Annotated in this window: 7 protein-coding genes and 1 pseudogene; 7 read left to right on the plus strand and 1 reads right to left on the minus strand. The window is 40.1% G+C overall.

Annotation, left to right across the window (positions count from 1 at the left end; all coding sequences use genetic code 11):
* The first annotated feature begins 20 nt into the window (after positions 1-20).
* From putA to H4J62_RS06210, 5 genes are all read left to right on the plus strand, one after another.
* Positions 21-3,845 carry a bifunctional proline dehydrogenase/L-glutamate gamma-semialdehyde dehydrogenase PutA gene (gene putA / locus H4J62_RS06190; RefSeq protein ID WP_182215237.1) on the plus strand — a complete coding sequence of 1,275 codons (3,825 nt, stop codon included), beginning with the start codon at positions 21-23 and terminating at the stop codon, positions 3,843-3,845.
* Between the two features lie 225 nt (positions 3,846-4,070).
* Complete coding sequence (locus H4J62_RS06195; RefSeq protein WP_182215235.1) at positions 4,071-4,541, plus strand: Dps family protein; 471 nt, start codon at positions 4,071-4,073, stop codon at positions 4,539-4,541.
* Between the two features lie 88 nt (positions 4,542-4,629).
* Positions 4,630-5,748, plus strand: a complete 1,119-nt coding sequence (locus H4J62_RS06200; RefSeq protein WP_182215234.1) for an efflux RND transporter periplasmic adaptor subunit — start codon at positions 4,630-4,632, stop codon at positions 5,746-5,748.
* 2 nt (positions 5,749-5,750) lie between these two features.
* Complete coding sequence (locus tag H4J62_RS06205) at positions 5,751-8,792, plus strand: efflux RND transporter permease subunit (protein ID WP_182215232.1); 3,042 nt, start codon at positions 5,751-5,753, stop codon at positions 8,790-8,792.
* A gap of 303 nt (positions 8,793-9,095) precedes the next feature.
* The gene (locus H4J62_RS06210) at positions 9,096-9,824 is read left to right on the plus strand and encodes a PRC-barrel domain-containing protein (protein WP_182215230.1); all 729 of its coding nucleotides are present in this window, start codon (positions 9,096-9,098) and stop codon (positions 9,822-9,824) included.
* A gap of 344 nt (positions 9,825-10,168) precedes the next feature.
* On the opposite strand, the pseudogene H4J62_RS06215 reads toward H4J62_RS06210, so the two are convergent.
* A pseudogene (locus tag H4J62_RS06215) lies at positions 10,169-10,371 on the minus strand (hypothetical protein).
* A gap of 445 nt (positions 10,372-10,816) precedes the next feature.
* Here H4J62_RS06215 and H4J62_RS06220 point away from each other — a divergent pair.
* Positions 10,817-11,272: a hypothetical protein gene (locus H4J62_RS06220; RefSeq protein WP_182215228.1), complete on the plus strand. Its 456-nt coding sequence runs from the start codon at positions 10,817-10,819 to the stop codon at positions 11,270-11,272.
* Between the two features lie 138 nt (positions 11,273-11,410).
* The gene (gene nhaC, locus H4J62_RS06225) at positions 11,411-12,946 is read left to right on the plus strand and encodes a Na+/H+ antiporter NhaC (protein ID WP_182215226.1); all 1,536 of its coding nucleotides are present in this window, start codon (positions 11,411-11,413) and stop codon (positions 12,944-12,946) included.
* The last annotated feature ends 110 nt before the right edge of the window (positions 12,947-13,056 follow it).

A 13,056-nucleotide genomic window follows, 5' to 3' on the forward strand; every position in this document is an offset into this window, starting at 1 on the left:
AATTTTTTAAGGATAACTATATGCTTTTCAATGGTTCGTTTAATACAGACTGTCCTCTTCGTCAAAAAATTCGTGAGTTTTACCGTATCGATGAAAAAATCGCGGTAGATCATATCTTACCATTGGCAGAAGTAAATGTTGGTGCCAGAAGTCGAGCGTGGGAAAGAGCGCGTAAAATGGCTGTTCAAATTCGTAAAGTCGAGTCAGGTAATGGTGCAATAGACGCCTTATTAAAAGAATACACCCTATCAAGTGAAGAAGGTGTGGTCTTAATGTGTTTGGCCGAAGCCTTGTTACGAGTACCAGACAAACATACTCAAGATGCTTTAATTCGTGACAAAATTTCTCAAGGGCAATGGAACAGTCATTTAGGCAGCAGCGATTCATTGTTCGTTAATGCCTCGTCATGGGGCTTGTTAATTACCGGCACTATGGTTAATTATGCCGATAAACGCAAAAAGGAAAGCTTTGGTTTATTGAAAAAGATTGTTGGTCGTTTAGGTGAACCTGTTATTCGTAAATCAATGAACTACGCCATGAAAATTATGGGTAAGCAGTTTGTGATGGGCGATACAATCATTGCCGCAACTGAGCGTGCTGCCGATAAAGAGCAGCAAGGCTATGTCTATTCATTTGACATGCTCGGTGAAGGTGCCCGTACGATGAATGATGCTGATAAGTATTTTAAAGCTTATCAAGAGGCAATAGAGGCGATTGGAAATGTAGCGCGTGCTACGGGTAAAGATGATCCTCGTAAAGTTCCTGGTATTTCAGTGAAACTTTCTGCTATTCACCCTCGTTATGAATTTAACCACAAAGAACGCGTTATGGCTGAAATTGTGCCAAAACTTAAGGCGCTTTGTTTACAAGCTAAAAGCTACAATATTGGTTTAACCGTTGATGCCGAAGAGTCTGAACGCTTAGATATATCACTTGATATTATTGAAGCGGTTTTTAGTGATAGTGATTTAGCAAATTGGACTGGCTTTGGTATGGCATTACAAGCTTATCAAAAGCGGGCTATTTTTGTCGTTGATTGGTTACGTGAATTAACGGTGCGAGTTGACCGAAAAATGATGGTCCGCTTAGTGAAAGGGGCTTATTGGGATACTGAAATTAAAAATGCTCAAAAAGAGGGTCATCAGCATTTCACTGTATTTACACGAAAATCTTCTACTGATGTTTCTTTCCGCGCTTGTGCAAAAAAATTATTAGCTTATAGAGATACCATTTATCCACAGTTTGCTACGCATAATGCATACACTGTTGCCGCCATTCTTGAACTCGTTGATGGCAATAAAGAGGGGTTTGAATTTCAATGTTTACATGGCATGGGGAACTCTTTGTATGATCAAATAGTTTCTAGTGAAAATATTCAATGTCGCATCTACGCCCCAGTTGGTCATCATGAAGAGCTATTAGCTTATTTAGTGCGGCGTTTGCTAGAAAATGGTGCTAACTCTTCTTTTGTTAATGCCATTGTTGATGAGACTCAACCTGTTGAATCTTTATTGAGAGATCCCGTTGAAAAAACTCAGCGTTTAAAAGATAAATATAACACCCAAATCACCAAACCCATAGCTTTATACCATGATGAAAAAGGTCTCGGTCGTGATAATTCTAAAGGCGTCGATTTAGCTGATATTAATACAATCACACCCTTGAAGTCGTTTTTAGATAGCTGGTTTACTGATCATCTACTCTCTGAAAGTAACGTTCCAAAAGGGGCTTTTGCCGTTAATAATCCTGCCAACCAAACTGAAATAATAGGCTTTTATCGTCATCACAACGAAGATGAAATGCTGGCAATGATAACGTTGGCTAAAACAGCATTTTCATCATGGTCACAAACACCAGTATCTGAACGCGCAGCGTTATTGTGCCGCGTTGCCGATATTCTTGAACATCATATGGACGAGCTTATCGCCTTATGTATTAAAGAAGCGGGTAAAACAGCTCAAGATGGCATCGATGAAGTACGTGAAGCGGTTGATTTTTGTCGTTATTATGCTGAAAAAGCTATTATTCTTGCAGAAGACGAACGTTTCGAAGCTCGTGGTGTAGTGCTCTGTATCAGCCCATGGAATTTTCCTTTAGCGATATTTTTAGGGCAGATCGCTGCAGCCATTGTTACGGGTAATACTGTATTGGCAAAACCCGCTGAACAAACCAGTTTGATTGCGCTGCGCACCATTGAACTGATGAAATCTGTTGGACTACCTGAAGGCGTTGTACAAGAGGTTATTGCCCGTGGTAGTAAAGTGGGCAGTGTAATTATTCCGGATGATCGTATTAAAACCGTTATTTTTACTGGCTCTAGTGACACAGCGACAATAATTTCGCAAACCTTGGCTGATAGAGGTGGCGATCAGGTGCCTTTCATCGCTGAAACGGGTGGACAAAATTGTATGATAGTTGACTCAACTGCCTTGCCTGAGCAAGTTATTGACGATGTTATTTCTTCAGGATTTCAATCGGCAGGTCAACGCTGTTCTGCGCTTCGGGTATTATTTTTACAAGAAGACATCGCTGATAATGTTATTACTATGCTTAAGGGTGCCTTAGCAGAATTACATGTCGGTAATCCAGCGTACTTAAGCACTGACGTAGGGCCCGTTATAGATAAAAAAGCACTCGGCGTTCTAAATGCGCACAGCGATTATATGAAAACACATGGTCAGTTATTATACCAATGTGAAATATCTGCCGAGGTAGAAAATAATGAGCATTTCTTTTTTGCCCCTCGTCTTTATGAAATTGAAGATATTAGCGTGTTAGAAAAAGAAGTCTTTGGTCCTTGTGTGCACATTGTACGTTTTAAAGGTAATGAGATAGAAGGGGTTATCGATAAAATTAATGGTACAGGTTTTGGTTTAACCATGGGTATTCATACACGTATTGAACACCGTGCCTTTGATTTAGCTAAGCGGTCACGTGCCGGTAATGTTTATATCAACCGTAATATAATTGGCGCCATTGTTGGTGTACAACCTTTTGGTGGTCGAGGTCTTTCTGGTACAGGGCCAAAAGCAGGGGGGCCCAATTATTTAACGCGCTTAGTGAAAGAAAAATCTACCCCTGATGCGGCGAAACTTAATGTATCGCCCTCACAAGAGGAAGTGTTAGAGGGAGATGAAAAAGCTGAAAAAGAGGCTATTTTACTTATGGATAAGGCCGATGTCGCTGAAAAATGCTGGCGTTTAACTGAGTTAAATACGCGTATTTCTTGCGTGCGTCAATTGTTAGCCAAAATTGCTGATGTTGATATTGTTGATGATTTATTTGATGACCTAAATCTTACGTTAACAGCGGCTCGTGAACAATTAATACGTATTGAAAAACACCTTAAAAAACCACTAACTCTACCTGGGCCAACAGGTGAGTCTAATATGTTGTATTTAGAAAACCGCGGTAATATTATTTGCTTTGCGGATAAAAATGTCAGCTTTCAGTTTTTGTTGATGTCTATTATAACGGCGTTGGCGACGGGTAATACCGTTATTACGGTTGTCTCTGATTTATTTTATCAGGAAGCTTTAGCCTTTAGAGATAAGTTTGTTGCAACAGGCGAAGATGAAAATGTTTTTCAAGTTGCTAAGTTATGTCATTTATCAGCGCTGTTAGCGCATCCTGCTTTGTCAGGTGTTGTTGTTGATAGTCATTGCGACCGAAAACATTATATCAGTGAGAAGTTAGCTGAACGTCAAGGCGCAATATTACCGGTGATCAGTTCAGAATATTTGGATAATTTAATTCAGCGTCTATTAACAGAAAAATCAGTTAGCATTGATACTACCGCTGCTGGTGGTAACACATCGCTTATGACTTTAGAGGAAGAATATTAGTTAATAATCCATTGTTAGCCGTTAGATATTGTTATAAGTCTACAATAACTATCGGCAGGCAACCTAAAGCCAATAGAGTTATCCCCCGTATACTCATCAGCCAAACGTTTTTGGTTCGATATCGCACAGAGCCTAAATCGATAAAGTCGTACACTATGTTTTTGGTGGGGCGGCAAAAATCGCCTCCCTATATTGATTTTTTTAATGAAAAAAGGAAAAGTAATTATGAGCACCATTGATATTGGTATTGATGAAAAAGATAGAAGCAAAATCGCTGAAGGATTAAAAAAATTACTAGCAGACTCTTATACGCTTTATTTACAAACACATAACTTTCACTGGAATGTTACGGGGTTGAGGTTTAGAGAGTTACACTTAATGTTTGAGGATCAATATACAGAATTAGCAATTGCTGTAGACGACATTGCAGAACGTATTAGAACGCTTGATGTTGCCGCGCCAGGCACTTATAAAGAATTTTCCAGATTAAGCTCAATCCACGAGGTGGATGGTGTTCCTAATGCCACAGAAATGATTGCAGTATTAACTGTTGGGCATGAAACACTTATAAAGACCGCACGTGACGTTTTAAAAGTGGCTCATCAATTAGACGATGAATCAACGGTATCTCTTGTCTCTGACCGAATGCGAATTCATGAAAAAACATCGTGGATGCTAAGAGCTTCAAATAAGTAGCTTGAGTAATTACCTTTCAATGTTTTGAAATTAAATTCGTTATATATTTCAACGTTATTCACCTATTTTATTTAAAAGGATCACCAGAATGGGCACTTTTTCTCGCTTTGCAATGGCTATTGTTTTACTGCTTGTTTTGCTTGGTGGCGTATTCAGCTACAAGTTCTATCAACTAGAGCAAATAAAGGCGAAGTTCTCGCAGCCACGACCACCTGCGGTTGTTGAAGCCACAGAGGTTGTTATGGCTACCTGGCAAACGAGCATTCAATCAATTGGCAGTATTAGGGCTATAAATGGTGTTCGGATCGCTAATGAGATGCCAGGCGTTATAACTGAGGTCTTATTCGAATCGGGTCAGCGTGTTGAAAAAGGTGATATCCTTATTCGCCTGAATAGCGAAATAGAGCAAGCCATACTTAAAAAAAGTAGGGCTGAGGAACAGCTTGCATCGAAGGAGTTTCAACATAACGTCGATCTGATTTCCAAACGAGCTGTTTCACAGTTAGCCTATGATAAAGCTAAGGCTGCGGAAGATTCTGCCAGAGCAAGAGTGCAAGAGGCAGAGGCTCAGCTTGGCAAAAAAGTCATTACAGCACCTTTCAATGGTGTTCTCGGGCTCCGTTTAGCCGACATTGGCCAATATCTATTCGTAGGTACGCCTATCGTTGAAATCAATATGCTTAACCCAATTCTTGTTGAATATACACTTTCTGAAAAAGAGCTGCGAAGTGTTGACATAGGAGACCCTGTTGAAGTCACTGTTGCGGCAAAAGGTTCCGAGGTATTTAAGGGGTCCGTTAGCGCTATCAACAGTTCGGTCACACCTGAAACACGCACCGTTAAATTACGTGCTCAGCTTCTTAATTTACAACAAGGACTCAAACCTGGAATGTTTGCTACTGTCAGAACCTTCGCAGAAGGTCCTCGAGAGGTGGTAGCGATCCCAAACACGTCAATATCATTCAACACCTACGGTAACTTTGCCTATGTATTAACAGAAAATTCAGCGGGTCAACTGGTTACTGAGCGCCGAACATTAGAAACAGGTTTTAAACGAGGAAGTATGACAGAAGTTAAGCAAGGACTTGAAGCTGGAGAGCGTATTGTTGCCTCAGGCCTCTTGCGCCTCAGGGCTGGCCAGCAAGTAAAAATCAAGCAGAACGACTCCTCACGCGACCCTGCTTCTGTTAGCACAGGAGTAAAATAGCCATGCGTTTTACAGACATATTCATAAAACGGCCCGTTTTATCCACGGTAGTAAGTTTGCTGATATTACTGGTTGGTGTGCGATCCATCATGGAAATGGAGATCCGCGAATATCCTTTGCTAGAAAGCACTAAAGTCACGGTTACGACTGCATATCCAGGTGCTAGCAGCGAACTAATTCAGGGGTTTATCACCCAACCTTTGCAAAAGGCCATCGCCGAAGCTAAAGGCATCGACTTCTTAAGCTCTTCGAGCACGCAGGGGTTTTCAACTATCGAAGCACAGATGGAACTTAATTACGATGCTAATGACGCGTTAGCCGAGATCCAATCTAAAGTCGCTAGTCAGCGGAACGCATTACCTGTAAACGCTCAAGACCCTGTTATTAATTCGACAACAGGTGAAGGTCGCGCGCTTATGTACATTGCTTTCTTCAGTGAGACTATGCGGGTTCCAGAAATCACCGATTATCTTGCTCGTGAAGTACAGCCAAAACTACAGGCACTATCGGGTGTGGGTAAAGCTGAACTTTTAGGACGGCGTTTTGCTCTGAGAGTTTGGCTAGACCCCCAAAGACTTGCTGCGGTTAATCTTACCTCCACCGAGATTGTTCAGACCCTGCGCGAAAACAATTATCTCTCTGGTGTTGGACAAACAAAAGGAGAGTTAATAAAGATTAGTCTTACCAGTAACACTGACGTTTCTAACACTGAACAGTTCAAGAATCTTGTTATCAAATCAACTGAAGACACGATTATTCGTCTCAAGGATGTTGCGAGGGTGGAACTTGGATCGCAAACCTACGAGAACATTGCATTATACAAAGGTAAACCATCGACCTACGTGGCTATTAGCCTCTCTCCTGGCTCAAATCCGCTGTCTGTGGCAGAACGGGTAAAAGAACTTCTACCTGAGATTAAGTCTCAGCTACCGTCTGGTTTGCAGGTTGAGCTGCCTTACGATGCATCAGAATTTATCGACGATTCAATTAATGAGGTCATTAAAACGTTGATCGAGGCAATAGGTATTGTGCTTGTTATTGTGTTTTTGTGTCTTGGTTCCCTTCGCGCTGCCATCATTCCATCACTAGCGGTTCCACTCTCACTGATTGGTGGTGCCTTTATAATGCTTGTACTGGGTTTCTCACTCAATTTACTGACATTACTTTCACTTGTTTTGGCCATTGGCTTAGTCGTCGACGATGCTATTATTATTGTCGAAAATATCCATCGTCACATCGTTAATGGTAAGTCAAAGAAGGAAGCTGCGATCATTGGCGCCCGTGAAATGGCAAGTCCAATTATTGCGATGACAATCACGCTGGTTGCTGTTTATGCACCTATTGGCTTTATGGGAGGGCTAGTTGGCTCGCTATTTACTGAGTTTGCTTTCACGCTTGCAGGTGCGGTCGTTATTTCAGGGATCATCGCCTTGACCTTATCGCCTATGCTAGCTAGCAAGGTACTGAAACCTCATGGAGAGTCGTCGCGTTTTGAAAGTGCTGTAGAAGGTTTGTTTGAAAAGCTCGCCAACCTTTATCAGCGCTCATTGACTATCGTTGTTAAGGCCGTGTCACCTGTTATCATGTTTGCATTGGTTGTTCTCGTGTCGATATTTTTTATGGTCATGTTAAGTGAGAAAGAGCTGGCACCCACTGAAGACCGTGGCATTATTCTATTTCAGGGCAAAGGACCACAGACTGCTACCCTTGAATACTTGCAAAAGTATGGCGCGGAAATGCAGACAGCGTTTGAGCAGGTGCCAGGCTACGACGAGACATTTATGCTGGTGGGTATGACAAGTTCCGATGCTGTATTTGGCGGTTTTAAAATGAAACCCTGGAGTGAACGTGATATATCGCAGTTTGACATAATGCCTCAACTACAGTCTTCGGTGGCAAATATTACCGGTTTAAAAACAGCATTATTCCCGATCCCCTCCTTGCCTGGTTCCAGTGGTGGTTTACCTTTTCAGTTTGTAGTGACTTCAGGGAGTGACTTTAATCAGCTTAACCAGGTGGCAGATGAATTGGTTGGAGCCGCCATGCAAAGTGGCAACTTTACCTTCGTGCAAAAATCAATCGATATCGATAAGCCTGTTACTCGGGTAAAGGTTGACAGAGATCGCGCTGCAGATTTAGGTTTGTCGATGGAAGAAATCGGTCAGGAGCTTAGTAGTATGCTTGGTGGTGGCTATATTAATCGTTTTAATATGGAAGGGCGCTCTTACGAAGTTATTCCTCAGGTTGAGCGTTATGCTAGAGATAGTGAACTGGCAATAAACGATTATTACATCCGCGCTGATTCTGGCGAGTTGGTTCCACTTGGCTCGGTCGTTAATTTCGAACATGATGTTGAACCCTCGTCAAGGACACAATTTAATCAGCTAAATTCAATAACAATTGAAGGTATTCCCGTGCCATCAGTACCCATGGGAGATGCTGTTGGTTTCATGAAAGCCAAGGCTGCTGATATCTTGCCACGCGGCTTTAGCTACGATTTTAAGGGCGAGTCTAGACAATTCGAAAATTCTGGTAGCGCACTAATCGTTACCTTCTTTATATCGTTACTCGTTATCTACCTTGTGCTGGCGGCGCAATTTGAGAGTTGGCGCGATCCACTTATTATACTGGTGTCTGTACCTATGTCTATTGCCGGCGCTATGGCTTTTATTATGCTTGGTTTTGCTTCAATGAATATTTATACGCAAGTGGGCCTGATCACTCTGATTGGTGTAGTCGCAAAAAATGGTATTCTCATCGTGGAATTTGCGAATACTCTACAACAGCGAGGCCGCAATAGACGCGACGCGGTCATTGAAGCGGCTGCGATTCGCTTGAGACCCATTATTATGACGTCGCTGGCACTTATTGTGGCTATGATCCCGCTGTTAATTGCAGTGGGTCCAGGCGCACAGTCGCGCTTTGCGATTGGTATTACTATTGTTGCAGGGCTTGGTATTGGTACTATATTAACACTGTACGTGTTGCCAGCGTTCTACATTGTGTTAGCAAAGAAAATTAAGACGTCAAATCAGGAAACATAAGGACCTCCAACGATAAAGCTATCATCATCTAAGAGTGAACTTTCTTTTTAAGAAAGTTCACGTTGATTGAATCTACCATGATTTATATCTATATCGAGTAGAACAAGGGTATGTACCTGCTACCAATCAAAATGCATGTTTCAGGTGCTTGATTGATAACAGGTATAAATATTATCTCCATGTTTTGGAGTGAAAATATCACTGCTAAGTGTGTTGACGTACATACGAAAAATAACTGACCGAGTATGATATAAGCCATGACTTTCGAAAATTAAAGCTTAATTAATATAGAAGGGTAGGACAATGTTACGAAGTCTCAATGAACTTATGCGTTTTCAATTACAAGGTATCGACAAAACAATAGGTCTTTGTAAAGATTTCCTCTTTGACGATAAATTATGGGTAATACGTTACATAGTTCCTGATACTAAAAAGTGGCTCTGTGGAGAACGAAAAATATTAATCAGCACCATCTCACTGCAAAAACCTCAGTGGGAACATTACAAATTCCCTGTTGATTTAACTCAACAAAAAATTAAAAATAGTCCTCCACTTGAGGAACACCAACAAATATCTCATCAATATGAAACTGAATTATTTCAATTCTACGGTTATGCTTACTATTGGATGAACGAAGGATTATGGAGAACTTCTCCTAGTCCCAAACCCCTAGTTGATACAAAGTTATCTAAGGATAATACTCAAGTAAAATCAGAAGATTGGCATTTACATTCAACCAATGATGTTAAGAAATTTGAGATCTATGCGAAAGATCAAAAAATTGGCCATATTAAAGACTTTATTTTAAATGACGATAATTGGACTATTTCGTATATCGTCATAGATACGCGTAATTGGGCACCCGGTGGTCGCAAGGTTTTGATTAGTCATAAATGTATTGAGGCAGTCAATTGGACTGACTCTTATATAACCGTTAATGTAAACGCTGAGAAAATAATGGAAAATCCACCATTCGATCAAGAGCGGTTTATTGACCCAGAATATGAAAACGAGCTCCGTAAGTATTATTAAAAGTTATTAAAAGTTATTAAACTTTGTTAAGGGTTACCGGTAGCCAAGGTAAATAAGCGTTGGCTAACAAAAATGGATAATATATTACGATACCTTTTCCATTCTTAAACTCTAACGTAGTAACAGGTTAAGTTGCGCGACTATTTCAGACCATAAAGCTGTTTCGTGTCGCTTAACATCGCTGGCTATAGGCGCATTGTTATCAATAAAATTAGATAATCAATAAAATAGATATTAGCCTTTCTTGTTCCTTGCTAGCCCTGTTGATTAAAAAGTCATTCAATTGAATGCATTGGTGCTTGCATCTGGCACTCTTTAAATTGTGATGTTAAGTTTTAATTAATTCATTCGTTTATTGGGCTTTCTTCAATGAGTTTTATTATAGTAGGATTGTTATTTAATTTTGCTAAGTCAATAAGATAGCTTTTTTCAAGTGCTTGTATTGGCTACTTGCTAATAATTCTTTTACTGATTGTACTTCACCATTTGCTATGCAAGTTTTTAAAGCCGCAAAAGTCGCGATACTGTGTTCGTTTTCATTGCTCATATTAAATCCCAATAGTTACGTTCAGTTAAATTAGTTAAGTTTTAGGTTACGGCTATTATTTTGCACGGAATGTGACAATAAATATGTACGCCATCACACAAAACTTAACGGCTTTCTTATCTACAAAGCTACTACCCCCTGTATTGCTATATTCTCAGTAGTCTAGGTTATATTTAAATGTGTATATTAACGGTATAAGTAACATCTCCCCCTTTAGGCTTTTTATAATGCTAAAAATTGATTTTTGTTCTGCTACATCAATTAAGTATGTGCGCTAGCGCACATCTAGCAGGCTGATATTTTGTTACTTTGAGTTGTAAAAATAAATCCTACATGACTAAATTATTCATAAGCAGAAAATTCAAGTGGCGTTGTTTAATTTATAAGTTGATCGTTAGGTTCTTCGAAAATAGGCTCACAAAAATTTAGAATAGGAAGGAAAGTTATGCGTTATCACCAGTTAAGTGAAGTATTTGAACACCTAATAACATTGAATACCGCAACGCTAGCGTTTTATGAGAGAAGTCTTAAAGTGACAGAGCAAGAGCGCGCTAGAATGTTTTTACATTATTTAACAGACAAGCAAAAAGTCAGAAACCAATATTTAATCACCTCATTGATAGAGGCGCCTATTAAAACATTTGAAATGTGGTTCGATGACGATATTGACGAACAATTATTAGTTTATATAGAAACACTAGCGTTAGCTCCTAATGCAAACAGTGAAACAATAACCACTGTAATGCTAGAGGTAAATGAGAAGATAGAAATGTGGTTAAGATCCATTTTACCCTTGATAATCAACAATTACAGTAAAGAGTATCTTCTGGATCTGATCAATAATTTACATCAAAAAAATCAGCAAATAATGCATGGCCTCCAAAGGATGAATGATGTGTGACCCTACCTTTGTTATCCCTTATATCTACGATGTAATGATTCTTTCAAAGCCGTAACAAGTTAAATTGGCCTATTGCTTTACCCATCACGATGACTGTTCTTCACCTAATCTATGAATAACAAAACATGAGGTATTTAAATGAAACGGACAAAAAATGCCAATCCGGGTTTATTACTTGCCTTGACGCCTGTCGTATTAACGCTACTTATTCTTGGGACACAAATATTTTACTTTGGCGTTTTTGAGCCACACATTCCTCTTGCCATTGGTTTAGCCATTACCAGTATTGTTGGCATTAAGTTAGGGCTGAAATGGAAAGATATTGAAAGAGGAATTTTTCACGTTATTCACGTCGCTTTACCTTCAGTGTCTGTTTTAATAACGGTTGGGATGATTATTGGGGTCTGGATTGCTAGCGGTACAGTACCCAGCATTATTTATTATGGTTTAAAGGTCCTTTCGCCTGAAATCTTTCTGGCTGCTGGTATGGTCATTTGTGCTGTTGTTTCACTTTCTCTTGGCACTAGTTGGGCGAGTGTCGGTACGGTTGGTTTGGCCTTAATGGGCATTGGCGAAGGTTTTAACATTCCTGCATATTGGACAGCTGGCGCTGTAGTTTCTGGTGCTTTTTTTGGTGATAAAATATCACCACTTTCCGACACAACTAATTTGGCCCCTGCAGTGACTGGAACCGATGTTTTTTCTCATATAAAAAATATGATGGCAACGACCATCCCAGCTATGCTCATCGCTCTTATCATCTATTTGTTGGTGGGGTTTTTCGTCATCGACACTCAAAGCATTTCATTTGAAAGAATTGACGCTATCACTAACACCCTAGACGAAAACTTTTATATTTCAGGATGGGTATTATTACCTGCTTTGGTTGTCATGGGTTTAGCGATAAAAAAATATCCCCCTATGCCATCATTATTCGCTGGCGTTGTTGCCGGTGGTGCAACGGCAATGGTTGTTCAGGGGCAGAGTCTGCAATCAATTTTTGATTTTGCCAATAATGGCTACTCAATAAGTACGGGGATTGAAGAAATTGACAGCTTGTTAAATAGGGGAGGCATACAATCGATGATGTGGACCATTTCCTTGATATTAATTGCACTAGGCTTTGGCGGTGCACTCGAAAAAACAGGTTGTTTGAAGTCAATTATTAATGCTATTAAAAGTAAGGTGAGTAGTTTTGCCGGTATTCAAACCGCAGCGATTGGTACTGCCTTTGCGACTAACCTAGTTGCCGGTGACCCTTATTTATCGATTGCTTTACCGGGACGAATGTACTCGCCTGTTTATCGTGGTATGGGCTATTCAACCTTAAATCTATCACGTGGAATCGAAGAAGGTGGAACATTAATGTCTCCCCTTATTCCATGGAATGCGGGTGGTGCATTTGTAATTTCAGCGCTAGGTCTTGGTATTGCAGATGGCAATATAGAAAACCTTTTGTATATCCCCCTTGCTTTTGCCTGCTGGATGGCACCACTTATTGGGATCTTCTATGCTTTTACTGGATTATTCTCACCCAAAGCAACCGAAGAAGAAAGAGAGCATTGGGAATCTTCTGGTGAAGCAATAGCTGAATTTAATGCTAACGGTACACCAAAAGTTGAAGAAACTGCGAAAGATGATGTAGATAACAATTCAGTCACGAAAAAGTCATAGTGTTGTTGATATGATTTATTACGCCATTGAATTTAGTTTGACGTAAAGTAACTTTCTATCAAGAATTATCCTTTACCTTCTTATAAAAATAGCTCAAGATAGTTTCGTTA

This window comes from Colwellia sp. BRX8-5 (assembly GCF_014077325.1).
Lineage (GTDB): Bacteria > Pseudomonadota > Gammaproteobacteria > Enterobacterales > Alteromonadaceae > Colwellia_A.